General features: G+C 47.4%; 16 protein-coding genes, 4 tRNA genes and 2 rRNA genes (1 of these 22 cut by a window edge). 18 read left to right on the top strand and 4 right to left on the bottom strand.

Translation table 11 applies throughout. The features are described 5' to 3' along the window. The 3 genes from AABA11_RS15770 to AABA11_RS15760 form a co-directional block, all read left to right on the top strand. Nucleotides 1-2,484 (top strand): 23S ribosomal RNA (locus AABA11_RS15770) (it extends 406 nt beyond the left edge of the window). A 235-nt stretch (nucleotides 2,485-2,719) separates the two neighbouring features. Then, nucleotides 2,720-2,834, top strand: a 5S ribosomal RNA gene (gene rrf / locus AABA11_RS15765). A 182-nt stretch (nucleotides 2,835-3,016) separates the two neighbouring features. Further along, nucleotides 3,017-3,871 carry a CPBP family intramembrane glutamic endopeptidase gene (locus AABA11_RS15760; RefSeq protein WP_338269360.1) on the top strand — a complete coding sequence of 285 codons (855 nt, stop codon included), beginning with the start codon at nucleotides 3,017-3,019 and terminating at the stop codon, nucleotides 3,869-3,871. A gap of 56 nt (nucleotides 3,872-3,927) precedes the next feature. Here AABA11_RS15760 and AABA11_RS15755 read toward each other — a convergent pair whose 3' ends face one another. Both AABA11_RS15755 and AABA11_RS15750 read right to left on the bottom strand, forming a co-directional pair. Continuing rightward, nucleotides 3,928-5,163: a uracil-xanthine permease family protein gene (locus tag AABA11_RS15755; RefSeq protein WP_265727208.1), complete on the bottom strand. Its 1,236-nt coding sequence runs from the start codon at nucleotides 5,161-5,163 to the stop codon at nucleotides 3,928-3,930. 107 nt (nucleotides 5,164-5,270) lie between these two features. Beyond that, complete coding sequence (locus tag AABA11_RS15750; protein ID WP_338269701.1) at nucleotides 5,271-6,458, bottom strand: putative bifunctional diguanylate cyclase/phosphodiesterase; 1,188 nt, start codon at nucleotides 6,456-6,458, stop codon at nucleotides 5,271-5,273. A gap of 121 nt (nucleotides 6,459-6,579) precedes the next feature. Between AABA11_RS15750 and AABA11_RS15745 the strand changes: the two genes are divergently transcribed. Next, nucleotides 6,580-8,265 carry an OpgD/OpgG family glucan biosynthesis protein gene (locus tag AABA11_RS15745; RefSeq protein ID WP_265727210.1) on the top strand — a complete coding sequence of 562 codons (1,686 nt, stop codon included), beginning with the start codon at nucleotides 6,580-6,582 and terminating at the stop codon, nucleotides 8,263-8,265. A 60-nt stretch (nucleotides 8,266-8,325) separates the two neighbouring features. On the opposite strand, the gene AABA11_RS15740 is transcribed toward AABA11_RS15745, so the two are convergent. Together AABA11_RS15740 and AABA11_RS15735 are read right to left on the bottom strand one after the other, a co-directional pair. After that, the gene (locus tag AABA11_RS15740) at nucleotides 8,326-9,669 is read right to left on the bottom strand and encodes a GH1 family beta-glucosidase (protein ID WP_338269357.1); all 1,344 of its coding nucleotides are present in this window, start codon (nucleotides 9,667-9,669) and stop codon (nucleotides 8,326-8,328) included. Nucleotides 9,670-9,803: 134 nt separating this feature from the next. Further along, nucleotides 9,804-10,337, bottom strand: a complete 534-nt coding sequence (locus tag AABA11_RS15735; protein WP_265727212.1) for a GNAT family N-acetyltransferase — start codon at nucleotides 10,335-10,337, stop codon at nucleotides 9,804-9,806. Between AABA11_RS15735 and AABA11_RS15730 the strand changes: the two genes are divergently transcribed. The 14 genes from AABA11_RS15730 (at nucleotide 10,336) to rplL (ending at nucleotide 17,851) form a co-directional block, all read left to right on the top strand. Then, a complete protein-coding gene (locus tag AABA11_RS15730) occupies nucleotides 10,336-11,529 on the top strand; it encodes an alpha/beta hydrolase (RefSeq protein ID WP_265727213.1) in 1,194 nt (397 codons plus the stop codon). The genes AABA11_RS15735 and AABA11_RS15730 overlap by 2 nt on opposite strands. Before the next feature lie 125 nt (nucleotides 11,530-11,654). Continuing rightward, on the top strand, nucleotides 11,655-12,608 hold the full coding sequence (locus tag AABA11_RS15725; protein ID WP_338269354.1) for a biotin--[acetyl-CoA-carboxylase] ligase: 954 nt from the start codon (nucleotides 11,655-11,657) through the stop codon (nucleotides 12,606-12,608). Continuing rightward, nucleotides 12,592-13,326: a type III pantothenate kinase gene (locus AABA11_RS15720; RefSeq protein ID WP_265727216.1), complete on the top strand. Its 735-nt coding sequence runs from the start codon at nucleotides 12,592-12,594 to the stop codon at nucleotides 13,324-13,326. The genes AABA11_RS15725 and AABA11_RS15720 overlap by 17 nt, the downstream gene beginning before the upstream one ends. Beyond that, nucleotides 13,323-14,024 carry an SPOR domain-containing protein gene (locus AABA11_RS15715; RefSeq protein WP_265727217.1) on the top strand — a complete coding sequence of 234 codons (702 nt, stop codon included), beginning with the start codon at nucleotides 13,323-13,325 and terminating at the stop codon, nucleotides 14,022-14,024. Before AABA11_RS15720 ends, AABA11_RS15715 begins: the two co-directional genes overlap by 4 nt. Nucleotides 14,025-14,098: 74 nt before the next feature. Continuing rightward, nucleotides 14,099-14,182: transfer RNA gene (locus AABA11_RS15710), tRNA-Tyr, on the top strand. A gap of 3 nt (nucleotides 14,183-14,185) precedes the next feature. After that, a tRNA-Gly gene (locus tag AABA11_RS15705) sits at nucleotides 14,186-14,260 on the top strand. Nucleotide 14,261: 1 nt separating this feature from the next. Next, a tRNA-Thr gene (locus AABA11_RS15700) sits at nucleotides 14,262-14,337 on the top strand. A 116-nt stretch (nucleotides 14,338-14,453) separates the two neighbouring features. Continuing rightward, a tRNA-Trp gene (locus AABA11_RS15695) sits at nucleotides 14,454-14,529 on the top strand. A gap of 40 nt (nucleotides 14,530-14,569) precedes the next feature. Next, entirely contained in the window at nucleotides 14,570-14,938 is a 369-nt protein-coding gene (gene secE / locus AABA11_RS15690) for a preprotein translocase subunit SecE (RefSeq protein ID WP_072841851.1), read from the top strand. 9 nt (nucleotides 14,939-14,947) lie between these two features. After that, nucleotides 14,948-15,481, top strand: coding sequence for a transcription termination/antitermination protein NusG (gene nusG, locus AABA11_RS15685; RefSeq protein WP_012071948.1), 534 nt, complete (start codon nucleotides 14,948-14,950; stop codon nucleotides 15,479-15,481). A gap of 49 nt (nucleotides 15,482-15,530) precedes the next feature. Next, entirely contained in the window at nucleotides 15,531-15,965 is a 435-nt protein-coding gene (gene rplK, locus AABA11_RS15680; RefSeq protein ID WP_012071947.1) for a 50S ribosomal protein L11, read from the top strand. Next, a complete protein-coding gene (gene rplA / locus AABA11_RS15675) occupies nucleotides 15,965-16,666 on the top strand; it encodes a 50S ribosomal protein L1 (protein ID WP_265727218.1) in 702 nt (233 codons plus the stop codon). Before rplK ends, rplA begins: the two co-directional genes overlap by 1 nt. 231 nt (nucleotides 16,667-16,897) lie before the next feature. Then, entirely contained in the window at nucleotides 16,898-17,398 is a 501-nt protein-coding gene (rplJ, locus tag AABA11_RS15670; protein WP_265727219.1) for a 50S ribosomal protein L10, read from the top strand. Between the two features lie 81 nt (nucleotides 17,399-17,479). Further along, nucleotides 17,480-17,851, top strand: a complete 372-nt coding sequence (rplL, locus tag AABA11_RS15665; protein ID WP_265727220.1) for a 50S ribosomal protein L7/L12 — start codon at nucleotides 17,480-17,482, stop codon at nucleotides 17,849-17,851. Nucleotides 17,852-17,915: the final 64 nt, after the last annotated feature.

Here is a 17,915-nt window from a genome sequence, read left to right as displayed (position 1 = left end):
CCTCCAAGGCTAAATACTCCTGACTGACCGATAGTGAACCAGTACCGTGAGGGAAAGGCGAAAAGAACCCCTGTGAGGGGAGTGAAATAGATCCTGAAACCGTGTACGTACAAGCAGTGGGAGCGGACTTGTTCCGTGACTGCGTACCTTTTGTATAATGGGTCAACGACTTATTTTCAGTAGCAAGGTTAAGCGTTTAGTGGAGCCGTAGGGAAACCGAGTCTTAATAGGGCGTTTAGTTGCTGGGAATAGACCCGAAACCGGGCGATCTATCCATGAGCAGGTTGAAGGTTGGGTAACACTAACTGGAGGACCGAACCCACATCCGTTGAAAAGGCTGGGGATGACTTGTGGATAGGAGTGAAAGGCTAATCAAGCTCGGAGATAGCTGGTTCTCCTCGAAAGCTATTTAGGTAGCGCCTCGTATCTCACCATTGGGGGTAGAGCACTGTTTGGGCTAGGGGGTCATCCCGACTTACCAACCCCATGCAAACTCCGAATACCAATGAGTGCAATTACGGGAGACACACGGCGGGTGCTAACGTCCGTCGTGGAAAGGGAAACAACCCAGACCGTCAGCTAAGGTCCCAAAGTGCCAGTTAAGTGGGAAACGATGTGGGAAGGCTTAGACAGCTAGGAGGTTGGCTTAGAAGCAGCCATCCTTTAAAGAAAGCGTAATAGCTCACTAGTCGAGTCGGCCTGCGCGGAAGATATAACGGGGCTCAAACTGGCCACCGAAGCTACGGATGCTTAGTTTACTAGGCATGGTAGAGGAGCGTTCTGTAAGCCGTTGAAGGTCAAGCTGTAAGGCAGGCTGGAGGTATCAGAAGTGCGAATGTTGACATGAGTAACGATAAGGGGAGTGAAAAACTCCCCCGCCGGAAGACCAAGGTTTCCTGTCCCATGTTAATCAGGGCAGGGTGAGTCGGCCCCTAAGGCGAGGCAGAAATGCGTAGTCGATGGGAAACAGGTTAATATTCCTGTACTCGTGCATATTGCGATGGAGAGACGGAGAAGGCTAGGCCAGCACAGCGATGGTTGTCTGTGTTTAAGGCGGTAGGTTTAGGGCTTAGGCAAATCCGGGCCCTTTTAAGACCGAGAACTGATGACGAGCCCTCTTTTGGGCGAAGTGGTTGATGCCATGCTTCCAGGAAAAACTTCTAAGCTTCAGATATGCAGGAACCGTACCCCAAACCGACACAGGTGGTCAGGTAGAGAATACCAAGGCGCTTGAGAGAACTCGGGTGAAGGAACTAGGCAAAATGGTACCGTAACTTCGGGAGAAGGTACGCCGGCCGGTGTGAAGGACTTGCTCCGTAAGCACTAGTCGGTCGAAGATACCAGGTGGCTGCGACTGTTTATTAAAAACACAGCACTCTGCAAACACGAAAGTGGACGTATAGGGTGTGACGCCTGCCCGGTGCTTGAAGGTTAATTGATGGGGTTAGCGCAAGCGAAGCTCTTGATCGAAGCCCAAGTAAACGGCGGCCGTAACTATAACGGTCCTAAGGTAGCGAAATTCCTTGTCGGGTAAGTTCCGACCTGCACGAATGGCGTAACGATGGCCACACTGTCTCCACCCGAGACTCAGTGAAATTGAAATCGCAGTGAAGATGCTGTGTATCCGCGGCTAGACGGAAAGACCCCGTGAACCTTTACTATAGCTTCACAGTGAACTTTGAACCTACTTGTGTAGGATAGGTGGGAGGCTTTGAAGTGCAGACGCCAGTTTGCATGGAGCCACTCTTGAAATACCACCCTGGTATGTTTGAGGTTCTAACTCAGGTCCGTAATCCGGATCGAGGACACTGTGTGGTGGGTAGTTTGACTGGGGCGGTCTCCTCCCAAAGAGTAACGGAGGAGCACGAAGGTGTGCTCAGCATGGTCGGAAATCATGCATAGAGTGTAAAGGCAAAAGCACGCTTAACTGCGAGACAGACACGTCGAGCAGGTACGAAAGTAGGTCTTAGTGATCCGGTGGTTCTGTATGGAAGGGCCATCGCTCAACGGATAAAAGGTACTCCGGGGATAACAGGCTGATACCGCCCAAGAGTTCACATCGACGGCGGTGTTTGGCACCTCGATGTCGGCTCATCACATCCTGGGGCTGAAGCCGGTCCCAAGGGTATGGCTGTTCGCCATTTAAAGTGGTACGCGAGCTGGGTTTAGAACGTCGTGAGACAGTTCGGTCCCTATCTGCCGTGGACGTTTGAGATTTGAGAGGAGCTGCTCCTAGTACGAGAGGACCGGAGTGGACGAACCTCTGGTGTTCCGGTTGTCACGCCAGTGGCATTGCCGGGTAGCTATGTTCGGACGGGATAACCGCTGAAAGCATCTAAGCGGGAAGCCTCCCTTAAGATAAGATCTCACTGGGACATAAGTCCCCTAAAGAGCCGTTCGAGACTAGGACGTTGATAGGTTGGGTGTGTAAGTGCTGTGAGGCATTGAGCTAACCAATACTAATTGCTCGTGAGGCTTGACCATATAACACCAAAGTGGTTTTAGATGAAGAGAGTGAAAGCTCAAGATCATCAAAATGACAAAGACACAGATACGATACAACATCAGCAATGATGAGCATCGGTTTGATACTTGGTTATCACTATTTCAAAATGAATTGTTAAAGATCCAAGCACGTATTCGCGTGTTTTGAGTCAAGCTAACCTTAAAAGGTCAGCGCACAACACAGTGCAGCTCAGAACAAACGCAAAACGAATTGCTTGACGGTCATAGAGGCGTTGAACCACCTGATCCCATCCCGAACTCAGAAGTGAAAAGCGCCATCGCCGATGGTAGTGTGGGAGATCCCATGTGAGAGTAGGTCGTCGTCAAGCTTTAAACAAAGAGAAACCCCATCCTGCTATGCAGGGTGGGGTTTTTTCATTATGGGCGGTCATCAATGTTACTTCAACCTAGCCTACTCCTCTTCTAATGACCGCTACAAAAATAGAGCTTTCTTCTAGATAGGTCGAAATGTACTATTCGGCACCTTTTCTCTATTCCTATTGAGGTTGTTGTGCCCTTTTACTTACTTGGTTTGTCTATTTTATTGGTTTTTGTGCCTTATAAGCTTCCTGCTATAAAAGCGCCACTGTGGTGTGTTTGTTGTTTACTGGCGGTTTTTTCTGGCTTTATGGATGACGTTTTGAGTGTCCAAGGGGTACTTGTTGTCTTGGTTTATACGAGTTTGTTATTTGCTTCGTTAAAAACGCATTCAGTATGGCTTCGAAGAGCAGCAGTCTGTGCATTTGCTATCCTATCCCTCACTTTGGCAATGCATTTGTTACCTGGCTTTACAAATCAGGTTATGGTGCAGGATCATGTTGTGAGTGTTGATGGAAGACCTTTTAGTTTGTATGCGAATTTTGATAAAGGGTTGGTTGGCTTGTTCTTATTGGGCTACTTTTTTAAAGGACAGGTTACAATCGGATACTTTCAGGCTTTGCAACAACCTAGAAGGGCAGTAATGGTGCTGATTATGACACCATGTTTGGCCTTGGGTTTGGCTCTGGTGTTAGGGCTGATTCAGTTTGACGTTAAGTTGCCGAATTTCTGGCTGGCTTTCCTTGGTATTAATTTGTTATTTACGTGTGTTGCTGAAGAGGCCTTCTTTCGAGGTTTTTTGCAAAGAGAGCTATCAATCTGGTTAGCGGGAAAGACCTGTATTTGGGTGGCTCCTATTGTGTCGGCAATGCTTTTTGGTATCGCTCACATGGGTGGCGGAGTGGAGTATGCGATTGTGGCGAGTGTCGCTGGTCTAGGCTACGGTGGCGTTTATTATCTAACTAAAAGAATTGAATACGCGATCTTGTGTCATTTTATCTTGAATGGACTGCATTTCCTTTTCTTCACTTATCCTATGCTAGCTTAGTCAATGAAAACGACCCAAATAGGGCCGTTTTCATTTAGGACGTTTCATTAGAAATACTAGTCTTCTATTTGGGCGTTATCAACAATGTGATTGTCGCCGATGTCTTTGGGTAAGATTAAGTTCAGTGTAATTGCCACAATGCCGCATAGGCTGATGCCTTGAAGGCTAAACTCACCAATGCCGAAGGCCATACCACCAATACCAAATACCAAGGTGACGCCTACGATGATTAAGTTTCGAGACTTATGAAGGTCTACTTGATTCTTAATCAAGGTGTTAAGTCCCACTGCGGCAATAGACCCAAATAAAAGAATCATGATGCCACCCATAACTGGTAGTGGAATGGTCTGTAGAGCCGCCCCTAATTTACCAACCCACGCTAGGACAATGGCTGCAACTGCTGCCCATGTCATGATGACGGGGTTAAATGCTTTGGTGAGCATGACGGCGCCTGTTACTTCGCTGTAGGTTGTATTTGGTGGCGCGCCAACCATTGCAGCAGCCATGGTTGCCACACCGTCGCCTGTGATAGTGCGATGCAAACCTGGCTTTTTAAGGTAGTCTTTTCCTGTTACGTTTGAGATAGATAGGATATCGCCAACATGTTCAACCGCAGGGGCAATAGCAACTGGCAGCATGAACAAGATCGCATTAATGTTAAATTCAGGCGCGCTAAAGTTTGGCATAGCAAACCATGCTGCATTGTAGATAGGATCAAAATTGACTATGCCGAAGAATAAACTCAGAACATAACCAACGATAATCCCCCCAAAAACAGGTAAGAGTTTAAATAAGCCTTTGGCAAAGACGCTAATTAAAATTGTGGTTAGTAATGAGGCAAGGGCAATCCATATAGCAATATTGGCATCGATAACTTGAGTGTCTCCCGCTTTGCCTAGCGCCATATTGACAGCCACGGGTGCTAGCCCAAGGCCAATTACCATAATGATTGGGCCAATAACAACGGGTGGTAATATGGTGTGAATAAAGCCTGCGCCTTTCAGGCGAATGACCCCACCTAGAATGACATAGACAAAACCTGCTGCGATTAAACCACCCATGGTTGCAGGAATACCCCATGTTTGAACGCCGTACATAATGGGGGCGATAAAAGCAAATGACGAGGCAAGGAAAATTGGCACGGTACGACGAGTGGTGATTTGGAACAATAGCGTTCCGACGCCAGCACCAAAAAGTGCAACGTTGGGATCTAGCCCAGTTAGCAGTGGCACAAGTACCAGAGCGCCAAATGCAACAAACAGCATCTGAACGCCTAAAATAGCATTTTTCATAGTCGATTCTCTTTGAGGTTTTATTGCGAAGGATTTTATAGGCAAGTTGGTCCAAGTGCCAGAAAGTCTAAAGCGCGATTAAGTCGATTCGCTCAGCCTGTATGGGTTTAGTCATCAACGGCGATGATGCGCTGTTTATTTTCTAAATAGGCTTTTTTAAACGCTTCCGCTGGAATTGGACGGCTGATGTAATAGCCCTGAATATCATCGCAACCAATGTTATTGAGCATGTCTAATTGTGCTTTTGTTTCCACGCCTTCAGCAATGGTGGTCATACCAAGTTGTTGGGCAAGCAGAATGATGGTGCCGATGATGACTTGATCGTTGGTGTTGGTTGTCATGTTACGGACAAAAGATTGGTCTATTTTGAGTTTATAAACGGAAAAACGTTGGAGGTAGCTCAGAGAAGAGTACCCCGTCCCAAAGTCATCAATGGAGGTGCGTATGCCGAGCTCTTGTAGAGATTCTAGAATAATCACCGTATGTTCAGGGTCTTTCGCTACAATGCGTTCGGTAAGCTCGAGCTCTAAATATTCGACTGGAATCCGATATTCGTTTAGTATTTTGATGGTCGTTTTTGGAAGATCACCGACTTGAAACTGGGCAGAGGACAAATTAACGGCAATTCTGACTGGTGTAATTCCCGCTTCTATCCACTGCTGTATTTGGCGCACAGCGGTACGTACTACCCATTCACCAATGGCTAAGATTTGTCCACTTTCTTCGGCTAAGGGGATAAACTCCCCTGGGCTTACGTGACCGAGTTTTTTGCTATGCCATCGAATGAGCGCTTCCGCTCCAATGACTTTGCCAGAAATAAGAGACACTTGTGGTTGATAGTGTAATGAAAATTCATTTTGTTCTAGCGCGTCATGCAATGCATTGCTTAAGGTAAGTGCTCGTGTCGATGTGGCTTGCATTTTCTCAGTAAAGAAGGCGAACCTATTTCTACCCGCGTGTTTTGCATGATACATAGCCGTGTCTGCTTGTTGGTATAGCGTGTCGAAGTCTGTTCCATCTCTTGGGTACAAACTCACACCGATAGAAGGCGTGATAAAAAACTCATGCTGATCGATGTTGTAGCGTGAACATAACGCGTCTTTAATGGTATTCGTTTTTTCGATTAAGTCGGCTTCATGATCAGTGGGTAATAGAATCATGAATTCATCCCCCCCTTGTCGCGCAACGTAGCCAAGATCGCCAACTAGCGCCCGCATTCTGTCCGCCAGCGTTAATAGAAGTTGGTCGCCTATATTATGACCGAGTGTGTCGTTGTCTTTCTTGAAATAAACTATGTCAGGTTTCAGCCCGAATTCTCTGCTTAAAAGTATTAAATGTTTACTCTATCTCAACACTTGCTGACGCTTAAATTCGCTAATATAGGCGTCAAATCATTATCAGACAGAGTTTATTTGTATGCTTTCTCATTGTTTTTCAGCGTCCATGAAGGACAACAATTTTGACGGGTTAAAGGAACAACAAGAACCCCGAAAAACACATGTGCTAACGCGTTTTCGTCATTGTGCGAGCCGGTCATTATTAGCGCTAAGTGTGTTGTTTAGTGTCACCGCTTGCGCCACCGTTGACCCGGTTCAACCCAAAGACGGTGAGGCGTTCAGTTATGCTTGGTTAAAAGGGTATGCGCGTCAATTGGCGACGTCGCCTTATCAGAGCCAGCAAGGTGAGTTACCTGACAGTTTGCAGCGTTTGGATTGGGATGACTACCAAGAAATACAGTTCAATAAAGACGCGGCATTGTGGCGAGATCAACACTCGAAATTTCGTACCGAGCTGTTTCACCTAGGTTTGGGCTTTGATACCCCTATTCATATGTATGAACTTGAAAAAGGCAAGTCGACACCGATCCCGTATATGCCTTCAGAGTTTCGTTACGGTAAATCCAACGTTGATGCGAGTAAGCTTCCCGAAGACCTAGGTTTTGCGGGGTTTAGAATGCAATTTGCGACGGATTGGCAGCGTGATGTTGTCGCGTTTTTAGGGGCGAGCTATTTCCGTGCTGTCGGCAGTGAAATGCAGTATGGGCTTTCTGCACGAGGCTTGGCGATCGATACTGCGTTGCCTCGTCCTGAAGAGTTTCCAGTATTCACTCACTTTTGGTTAGAAAAGCCAGCCACAGGTTCTGATGTGGTGACCGTATACGCATTGATGGACTCTCCCAGTGTGACGGGGGCGTATCGCTTTGATATGACGCCGGGCGAACCGTTTAAAATGAGAGTCGACTCTGCTATTTATCCCCGTAAATCGGTTGAGCGTTTGGGCGTTGCTCCCATGACCAGTATGTTTATGATTGGCGAAAATGATCGTCGAACGAATTATGATTGGCGGGCTGAGATTCATGACTCCGACGGTCTTGCAATGCAAACAGGCAATGGCGAATGGATCTGGCGACCGCTCGGTAATCCGGCCAACCTACAATTTAATGCGTACAGTGATAGCAATCCAAAAGGCTTTGGTTTGTTACAGCGTGATCGCCACTTCGATCATTACCAAGATGATGGTGTCTTCTACGAGAAACGCCCAAGCTTGTGGATTGAACCGCTAGGAGACTGGGGTAAGGGGTCAGTGCAGTTGGTGGAAATTCCGACACTGGATGAGACTTTCGATAACATTGTCGCATTTTGGAACCCCGCGGCACCGGTCGAAGCTGGCCAAGAACTGCTCTACAGCTACAATATGTATTGGGGGAGCCACCCTCCGGTGCAATCGAACCGTGCTCGTGTAGTGGATACTTTTACTGGTATTGGTGGGGTAATTGGTAAAAAGCGCCAGTATTACAGCAAACGTTTTGTGATCGATTTTGCCGGTGGTTCTTTGTCTATGCTGGGTCGAGACACAGAGGTGAAAGCGGTAATTACATCGTCCGAAGGGCGAGTTGAAATTGAATCGGCCCGTCCATTGCATTCCATTAATGGCTACCGCGCTATGTTTGATTTGGTGCCACCGAACGGGGAATCGAAGCCGATTAACTTGCGTGTGTATTTAGAGGCGAATGGGCAGCCACTCACGGAAACGTGGCAATACCAATGGGTTCCTCCAGCAGAAAAAGACAGGGAGCTTCATAATGCCGGTCATTTGAAGTAACGGAAAAAACGCCCGATGTGAGAGTATCGGGCGTTTTTCTGTGCTGCTGTTCGAGCTTTGCTAAGGCTTGCGACTATTCAATAGCGCGCGATAAGCGTGACCACTGCGTTTGATGGTTCTTTCTTGTGTCTGGTAATCGACGTAAGTGAGGCCAAAGCGTTTGCTGTAGCCTTCAGCCCATTCAAAGTTATCCATTAAGCTCCAAGCGAAATACCCACGAATATCCACGCCTTCTTCTATGGCTTGATGGACGGCATTGAGATGGCCCTCTAGATAACGAACCCGCTGATCGTCGTTGATTTCGCCATCAATAATGTGGTCAGCACAAGCCGCACCATTTTCGGTGATGTACATTGGCGGCAGCGAATATTGCTTGTTCAAGGTAACCAGTAGCTCGGTGAACGCATGAGGAGCAATTTCCCAGCCGATGTCGGTATATTCAACAGGGGCTGCGTTGGGCACGTTTTTAAATAGCTGATCGGCATCATAGGCATTATGGTTGCAGGTGTAAAAGTTCATGCCTAAGAAATCAATTGGCTGGGAAATAATGTCCATATCACCTGGCAAAATCATGGGAAAATAGTGCGGTGCGACGGTTTTTAGAATCTGCGGATACTGGCCCGTCATCAGAGGCTCGATAAAAAATTGGTTGTCCAAGGTGTCGCGCATCAAACAAGCAAATTGGTCTTCGGCTTTTTCGCTGGCAGCGTAGGAGCGGTTCATATTAAGTACGATGCCAACTTGGGACGCTGGCGCGTTTTTTCGAATGACAGGCAATGCCAAACCGTGTGCCAGCAAAATGTGATGAGCCGCTTGTCGTCCGTATTCAGGTTTGCTCAACCCCGGTGCGTGAATGCCCAGTTCGTAGCCTAGAATGGCTGCACAGAAAGGTTCGTTAAAAGTGGCCCAGCTGTCTACCCACTCGGCCAATTCTTGGGTAACAAGGTCTGCGTAGTCTTTGAATCGGTAGGCTGTTTCGCGGTTAAGCCAGCCGCCTTTGTCTTCTAAGTGCTGTGGGAGATCCCAGTGGTAAAGCGTCACAAAGACGGTCAGCCCTTCCGCCTTGAGTTTTTTCAGTAGTTGGCGATAAAAATTCAACCCCGCTTGATTGGCTTCACCGTTTTTGTCCATAACGCGAGGCCAAGCAATCGATAGTCGATAGGCGTCGACACCGAGGTCTTTAATCAACTGGATGTCTTGCTCCCATAAGTGGTAATGGTCGCAGGCGATGTCTCCGTTATCGGCGCCCTTGACCTTGCCTGGTGTGGCGCAAAAAGTATCCCAGATAGAAGGCAGTCGATTGTCGATTTGGGTGGCGCCTTCTATTTGAAAGGAAGCGGTGGCGACGCCAAAGATAAAGTCCGACGTGAGCATGGTTGACTGTGTTGGTAAGGTAATAGACATGAAGCCCTCGATATTTATCATTATTCCGATAGGAAAGTCTTAGGTTCAAAGGTAATGGAGTCGGGCGAAAAGCGTCAATAACCGCCAGTGGCTTTTAGTAATTTAAGCGATGTTAAGTGTGATTTAAGAGAGTTTTACCTGCGTATATAGTGCATTGGCGTTAACTCTCTTCCTTGAGCTGTGTAAGCCAGAAAGCGCGTTCGCACTTCTTCTGGTAATATTTCGACAGGAATCGCCGTAAAATGATTGGCGGTATAGAACGGTACAAGGTGGGTAAACGCAAAGCAATAACATGGCGTCTTGCTCAAGGCAGCATGGATGTCGTTGATTAGGTGGCTTCCTAAGCCCATGTTTCTATGGGATGGTTTGGTCACCATGGCGGTCAATAGCTGAATGGTGTTGATTTGCTTGAGCCTGACCGCGCAGAGAATTCGGCCTTGGTCTTTTATCACCCATATAGGATCGGCTTTATTGGGTTTTCCGCTGGGATAATGTTCTTGATAGAATTTTTTGACGAGCGGAAACCAAAGTGAGGGAACCTGCTCGGCATTAGGGTAGGATGGCTTCATGATCAGATAGTGTGTTGACTGGGAGCGCGATGATAGCACATCGCGCAAAAGTAAGCCTGTTGATCGGTTTGAATCAATCAGGATGAGAGGAAATGTCATGCGACATAAACGTATATTTTGTTGCCTGTGTTTGTTGGTGTTGCCGTTTTCAGGCGTTGGCTACGCTGCGCAACCTGCGGCGTTTGTCTTCGAACAAGATGAGCCATTCTCAGAGTATATTCATCGTGCAGAAGCGTATATCAACGACAATAAGGTTTGGGTAAACACAGAGGGCAGAGCGAGAGAGTTGGCGGCAGTCCAGCCTTTTGAACTCATGCCGGACCCAGTGCTGTGCGAGGGGCGCGCGAAAATTGGTGTGTTGTTATCGCATGGTTTGTCTGATTCGCCTTTTTCAATGCGAGACCCTGCGAAGGCGTTGCAGCAAGCCTGTTATCAGGTGCGTGTTATCTTGCTGCCGGGTCATGGCACCAAAGCGGAAGATTTGCTTAATGTTTCTCGCGATGATTGGCGTGCGGCGTTCCGAAATGCGGCAGACCAATTCAGCAAAGACGTTGATGTGTTGTATGTTGGCGGTTTTTCTACGGGCGGTGCATTGGCCGCAGAATACGCGTGGCAGCATTCGGACCGCGTTGCCGGCGCCATCTTGTTTTCCCCCGTGTTTAAAGTAAACAGCCGCATTGATTGGCTGGCTCCATGGTTGGCATTGGTGAAAGATTGGTTGGATCATGAGCCAACGGATGACTTTGCGAAGTACGCGTCCATTCCTCTGCCTGCGATTGCGGAAGTGTATAAGTTATCGAAAGAAGTGCGACAGAGGATTGTGGATAACCCCAAGTCTCTGCCTGTGTTTATTGCGTTGTCTGAGGACGATCAAACGGTTGATTCTGCCGTCTCAGAAGAGGTCTTTCACCGAGGTATGGTGGGCGCTATGAGTCAAATGGTGTTGTACAGTCGAGACCAAATGAGCGCAAATACGGATCGTATAAAAGTGCATAACACGAATTGGCCTGAATCTAGGATTTTGGGATTGTCGCACATGGCGATACATGGTGACCCTGCTAACCCTTATTATGGTGAGCAAGGCGAGTACCGTGTTTGTGGCTGGTATCTATCGGATAAGCCTACTTATGATGCCTGTCGCGCGGACGCTAACAATTGGTTCGGTGAGCGTTCCGATGCGCTATCTGAAAAAAGTCCTCACGCAGCGCGAATATCGTGGAATCCTGACTTTCAACCCTTAATGCAGGAAGTTGCATTCTTTATTAATACGAATGCGAACAGTAGGAAATAATGCAGGGAGCCAAGAATGGAAGGCTGCACTGCCCGCAACGAAGGGTGGGTTGCAGATTGAGCCGGAAAAGCATTTCCGGTATTTGATGTGAATAATTAGATGATAATGAAGCGTGGAGTGTGTTGATGCGAGCTGTTTTGGCCTTGCTTAGTGATAATGAATTCCACTCTGGTGAAGAGCTTGGTGCCGCTTTAGGTGTCACACGAGCGGCCGTCTGGAAAAAATTGAAAAAGCTAGAATCCATTGGGTTGGTTGTTCATTCTGTGAAAGGGCGTGGCTATCGTCTTCCTTCTCCTGTGGAGCTCTTGTCGGCGGACGCGTTGGAAGCCCACGGTTTGCCCGATTCGGTGAGTTTGCAATTGGCGTTTGAAACGGAATCAACCAATGGCGATGCGAAGCAATACATTTCGCAAGGTCTTCCTTTGCCTGTGATGATTTCGGTGGAGCGACAAACGCAAGGGAAAGGCCGTCGCGGTCGTCAATGGGAATCTGGCGTGGCGAAAAATTTGACGTTTTCTTTTGCTTGGCGTTTTGAGAACGGGCCCGCTGTGGTAGAAGGTTTGAGCTTGGCGGTAGGGGTGGCTGTTGCCCGAGTGTTGAAGAAAGTTGGCATACCTAATCCGGGGTTGAAATGGCCGAATGATGTTCAGATCGACGGGCAAAAGGTGTGTGGTATTCTCTTGGAGATGGTCGCGGATCAGGACGTTTGCCATGTGATTATTGGGGTTGGTTTGAATGTTGAAATGGACGAAGCCTTTATGACGCAGGTCGATCAGCCGTGGACGGATCTGGTTTCTCGTCTCAAGTCGCGCCCAAGCCGAAACTTTATATTAGCGGAATTAACCAAAGAGCTGATCGAAGTGTGTCAGTTGTTTGAAGACGGCCATGGTATGAAGCATTTTCAGTATCAATGGCAAGCCCATGATGTGCTGTTCAATCAACCAGTAACGGTATCCAGTGTATCTCAACAACGTCAAGGAGTTGCCAGAGGTATCGATCAGAAAGGCGCATTATTGCTTGAAGAAAATGGCGAGCTGGTGGCGCTTCATGGAGGAGAGATTAGTGTCCGACGCGGCTAGAGTATTGGTGGTGGATGCCGGTAATACGAGCATCAAATTTACAGCGTTTGATGGCCCGAAAGTATTGTGGGTACATCGTGGAGATGTGTGTGTTGAGGGCGTGTCTTTTGTGCCTGATGTGATTTATTTTGCCAGTGTCCGTTCAAAAGAACAAAGTGCATTGTTGCACGCTGACATACAAGCGAATTACCCAAGCAGTGAATGGTTTACTTTGACGAGTCAGGCGACGGCGTGTGGCGTTAAGAACGCTTATATTGAGCCAGAGCGATTGGGAATCGACCGCTGGCTTGGTGTGGTGGCCGCTCATCATATCGTCAAAGGCGATGTCGTCGTGGTGGATGCGGGCACAGCCATTAAGGTGGATGTCATTCAAGGTGATGGTGTTCATCTTGGTGGTTATATTACGCCTGGATTGGCTATGATGGAGGACGCTTTGCTCTCAAAGACAGCGCGTATTCGCTATGATGCGCAGGAAGTGGTAGCTGGGGATGGCTTGCCTAATTCAACCGCTCGAGCTGTGACGGAAGGGTGTCATGATATGGCGCTTGGTTTTTTAGAAAGAGTGCACCGCCGTTACCCCGATTTTACTTGGATTGTGACTGGTGGTGATGCAGAAGCGCTGTTACGCCGGTTAAATGCTTCTTTTGTATGCCAGCCAAACTTGGTGGCGATAGGAGCGAAAAGGGTGGGTGATGAACTAAGAAGAGGCAATAAATGAAGTGGTTGTTTTTGTTTGTCGTATTGCTGAATGCCGCTTTCTTAAGTTGGCACAGTTTTGTGCAAGATAAGCCGACAAGGTCTGCCGAGTCTGTGTATGGCCCGCCTGTCAGTGAGAAAATTCATTTGTTATCAGAAGCGCCGCAGGAGGAGTTAGATGGCAAAAGCGGCTTGATGACTAGCGAGAGTATTGAAGACGCTTTGAATAGAGTGGTTGAACAAGCGGTTGCTGACGCGCCTGAATTATTTTGTCCTCGAGTTGAGACGGAGAGAGCGGAGGATAAAAGACAAATTACTCAGGTCTTGAAAGAGTTTGGGTGGGCCTATCAGGATAGAGAAGTCACCGGCAAACGACCGAAGTTCTGGCTCTACATTGCCGCCCCTGAAACGCCAGCGATGGCAGAAAAAATTGTCAAAGAGTTGGCCTCCAAATCCATTGATAGTTTTGTGATCACCCGAGCTGAAATGAAAAACCGTATTTCTTTGGGTTTGTATTCATCGATGGAGCGAGCCGATCAGGCAAAAAAACGCATTCAGGATAAGTCTGGCTTTACGGTTGATGTCTATGAGCATATGCGCAGTGTGCCGCTTCAGCAGGTCGATATAGAGCAGCCAGTGGACGAAAAAGATTGGGAGTCGTTCGTTTCTCGATTCGATCTGAGCAAGATGATGATAAAATTGGAAAAAAATCCCTGCTAGTGCTTGCAATTGATAAAGCGATTCATATAATGGCTCCCACCTTTTGGGGTGTTGCGTTGTAGCGCTGAGTACGTGGAGGGGTTCCCGAGTGGCCAAAGGGAGCAGATTGTAAATCTGCCACGAAAGTTTCGGTGGTTCGAATCCACCTCCCTCCACCATTTGCGGGTATGGTATAGTGGCTATTACCTCAGCCTTCCAAGCTGAAGAGGCGGGTTCGATTCCCGCTACCCGCTCCATGCTCATGTAGCTCAGTTGGTAGAGCACACCCTTGGTAAGGGTGAGGTCGGCAGTTCAAATCTGCTCATGAGCTCCAGCATTTCCAATGCAAAAGATAGGTGGTTTAACCGCCTTTTTTATTGTCTGTTTTTTGGGCAGATACCCTTGCTAAACTTAGCATGTTTAGGTATCATCCTCCGCCCATACGAATGTAGGCCAATAGTTCAATTGGTAGAGCACCGGTTTCCAAAACCGGCTGTTGGGGGTTCGAGTCCCTCTTGGCCTGCCATCTTTCGTATCCTATTTCTTAGTTAGGGATCACCTAAAGTATGAGTTCGAGTACTGAAGCTCAAGCGTCTCGCGGAGATGTGTTTAAGTGGGCGATTGTTGTTCTGCTAGTTGCGGTAGGCGTGATTGGTAATAACTATTATTCTGCTGAGTCACTATTGTATCGTTTAATCGCTATATTGGTGTTGGCTGGTGTCGCTGGTTTTGTTGCATTGCAAACTGTGAAAGGAAAAGCTTTTTTTACTTTGGCAAAAGAAGCTAAGACCGAAATTCGCAGAGTGGTTTGGCCAACAAGACAAGAAACCATGCAAACAACGTTGATAGTATTAGCGGTTGTTGTTTTTATGTCTCTCGTGCTATGGGGAGTGGATTCGTTCCTTGGTTGGATCGTTTCCTCAGTAATTAGTTAGGAGTTGCTCGTGACCAAACGATGGTATGTAGTACAGGCGTACTCAGGGTACGAAAAGCACGTAATGCGTTCGCTAATAGAGCGAGTGCAGGTTATGGGGCAGGAAGAGAATTTTGGTGATATCTTGGTTCCGACCGAAGAAGTGGTCGAAATTCGAGATGGCAAAAAGCGCAAGAGTGAAAGAAAGTTCTATCCAGGTTATGTATTGGTTCAGATGGATATGAATGACGCCTCTTGGCATTTGGTTAAAGGTACGTCTCGTGTGCTTGGTTTTATTGGTGGTACGGCGGATAAGCCATCGCCAATTACAAGCCGCGAAGCGGATGCGATTCTACAGCGTGTTAGTGATGGGGTTGATAAGCCGCGTCCTAAAACTTTGTTTGAAGTGGGTGAGGTGGTTCGTGTTAACGAAGGGCCATTTGCTGACTTCAACGGTGTTGTGGAAGAAGTGGATTACGATAAAAGTCGAATCAAAGTGGCGGTGCTTATTTTTGGGCGCTCTACGCCAGTTGATTTGGAATTTAGTCAGGTTGAGAAAGCCTGATTTTGTTGAACGGGTAGCCTTCGGGCAGTGACCCAATTGGAGTTGAAAAATGGCTAAGAAAGTCCAAGCTTATATCAAGCTACAGGTTAAAGCGGGTCAAGCGAACCCAAGTCCACCAGTTGGTCCAGCATTGGGTCAGCACGGTGTGAACATCATGGAATTCTGTAAAGCGTTCAATGCGAAAACTCAAAGCCTTGAACCAGGTCTTCCAACGCCTGTAATCATCACTGTATACAGTGATCGTAGTTTTACATTCGAAACTAAATCTACTCCTGCAGCCGTTTTGCTTAAGAAAGCAGCTGGCTTGAAGAGTGGTTCTCCACGTCCAAACACTCAGAAAGTTGGTACGGTTACTCGTGCTCAGCTTGAAGAGATTGTTGTTGCTAAGCAGGCTGATTTGACTGCTTCTAACATGGATGCAGCAGTTCGTACTATTGCTGGTAGCGCACGCGCTATGGGTCTAGAAGTTGAGGGTGTTAACTAATGGCTAAATTAACGAAACGCGCTCGTTTGATCGCAGAAAAAGTAGAAGCGGCTAAGTTGTACTCTGTTGAAGAGGCAGTTGCTCTTTTGTCTGAGCTTTCTACTGTTAAGTTCAAAGAATCTGTTGACGTATCTGTTAACCTAGGCGTTGATCCACGTAAATCTGATCAGGTTGTTCGTGGTTCTACTGTATTGCCTCATGGTGCTGGTAAAGATGTTCGCGTTGCTGTATTTGCACAAGGTGCAAATGCTGAAGCTGCGAAAGAAGCTGGTGCAGATGTTGTTGGTTTCGAAGATTTGGCTGAACAAGTTAAAGCTGGCAACCTTGATTTTGACGTGGTTATTGCATCTCCAGATGCGATGCGTATCGTTGGTCAACTAGGTCAGGTTCTAGGTCCACGTGGTCTAATGCCTAACCCTAAAGTTGGCACAGTAACGCCTGATGTTGCAACAGCAGTTAAGAATGCTAAAGCAGGTCAAGCACGTTACCGTACAGACAAAAATGGTATCATCCACGCTGCGGTAGGCTCTATTGAGTTCGCTGCGGATGCTATCAAAGGTAACTTGGAAGCGCTTTTGACCGACTTGCGTCGTGCTAAGCCTGCGTCTTCTAAAGGTGTTTACCTGAAAAAAGTGACTTTGTCCTCTACAATGGGGCCTGGTCTACAAATTGATCTAGGCGCGCTTAACTCTACGAAGTAAGCACGTGTAGTTCATGAGCTTTGGGGTCTGCCTTCATGTATTTGTTGAGCAGGCCGTCAAAGACCGCAGGAGCCTAATAGCTTAATCACAACGTTGAAAAATGTTTGTCCTGCGCAGATGGTGTGGCCCGATTCAGATTAACTGGATCTAACTCACCAGCAAGTACTTCGAGTAATCGGAGAGTTGGTAAAAATAGGGGAATTTATTCCCTGCTAATCCAGGAGAAAACCAGTGGCATTAGGTCTAGAAGACAAAAAAGCCATTGTCGCCGAAGTTAGCGAAGTTGCTAAAACTGCATTGTCTGCAGTAGTTGCTGATTCTCGCGGTGTTACCGTGAGCAATATGACAGCACTACGTAAAGAAGCGCGTGAAGCGGGTGTTTATGTACGTGTAGTACGTAACACTTTGGCTCGCCGTGCAGTTGAAGGCACTGACTTCGAATGTCTAACTGAGAGCTTTGTTGGTCCTACGCTAATTGCTTTTTCAAATGAACACCCAGGTGCGGCTGCTCGTTTGTTGAAAGCGTTTGCAAAGACGAACAGCAAGTTTGAAGTAAAGGCGTTGGCGTTCAACGGTGAGTTGATCCCAGCTGGCGACATTGATCGTTTGGCAACACTGCCTACATACGACGAAGCAATTGCGAAACTGATGAGTGTTATTCAGGGCGCAACAAGCAAGTTTGTACGTACTCTTGCAGCGGTTCGCGATCAAAAAGAGCAAGAAGCGGCTTAATACGGCTTGCCGTATCCCTTCTTGATAAATATTTGTTTTATCACCCTTGGGTGATTATAAAGAATGCTAGGAATCTGAGTCATGGCTCTAACTAAAGAAGATATCATCAATGCAGTAGCAGAAATGTCTGTGATGGACGTTGTTGAACTAATTTCTGCAATGGAAGAAAAATTCGGCGTATCTGCAGCGGCTGCTGTAGCGGCAGGTCCTGCTGCTGACGCTGGCGCTGCTGCTGAAGAACAAACTGAATTTGACGTTGTTCTTACTGCTGCTGGCGACAAGAAAGTAAACGTAATCAAAGCTGTTCGTGCAGCGACTGGCCTAGGCTTGAAAGAAGCTAAAGCTATCGTTGACGGCGCTCCAATGACTGTTAAAGAAGCTGCTTCTAAAGAAGATGCTGCTGCTCTTAAAGCGGCTCTTGAAGAAGCTGGTGCATCTGTCGAAATCAAGTAATGATACTTGTATTTCCAGATTTCGACCAATAGTCGAAATGGCTGGTGACATTATTGTCACCGGC

It is taken from the genome of Marinomonas pontica (assembly GCF_036322735.1).
GTDB lineage: Bacteria > Pseudomonadota > Gammaproteobacteria > Pseudomonadales > Marinomonadaceae > Marinomonas > Marinomonas pontica.
Note: the sequence above shows the minus strand (reverse complement) of the source record. Positions and strands in the feature narration are given on the sequence as shown.

Coding starts and splice junctions, on each gene's coding strand:
- AABA11_RS15740 (WP_338269357.1), bottom strand. CDS start 9,669: ATGTCTATTACCTTACCAACACAGTCAACCATGCTCACGTCGGACTTT.
- AABA11_RS15735 (WP_265727212.1), bottom strand. CDS start 10,337: ATGACATTTCCTCTCATCCTGATTGATTCAAACCGATCAACAGGCTTA.
- secE (WP_072841851.1), top strand. CDS start 14,570: ATGAGTTCGAGTACTGAAGCTCAAGCGTCTCGCGGAGATGTGTTTAAG.
- rplL (WP_265727220.1), top strand. CDS start 17,480: ATGGCTCTAACTAAAGAAGATATCATCAATGCAGTAGCAGAAATGTCT.
- AABA11_RS15715 (WP_265727217.1), top strand. CDS start 13,323: ATGAAGTGGTTGTTTTTGTTTGTCGTATTGCTGAATGCCGCTTTCTTA.
- AABA11_RS15725 (WP_338269354.1), top strand. CDS start 11,655: ATGCGAGCTGTTTTGGCCTTGCTTAGTGATAATGAATTCCACTCTGGT.
- rplA (WP_265727218.1), top strand. CDS start 15,965: ATGGCTAAATTAACGAAACGCGCTCGTTTGATCGCAGAAAAAGTAGAA.
- rplK (WP_012071947.1), top strand. CDS start 15,531: ATGGCTAAGAAAGTCCAAGCTTATATCAAGCTACAGGTTAAAGCGGGT.
- AABA11_RS15755 (WP_265727208.1), bottom strand. CDS start 5,163: ATGAAAAATGCTATTTTAGGCGTTCAGATGCTGTTTGTTGCATTTGGC.
- AABA11_RS15730 (WP_265727213.1), top strand. CDS start 10,336: ATGCGACATAAACGTATATTTTGTTGCCTGTGTTTGTTGGTGTTGCCG.
- AABA11_RS15745 (WP_265727210.1), top strand. CDS start 6,580: ATGCTTTCTCATTGTTTTTCAGCGTCCATGAAGGACAACAATTTTGAC.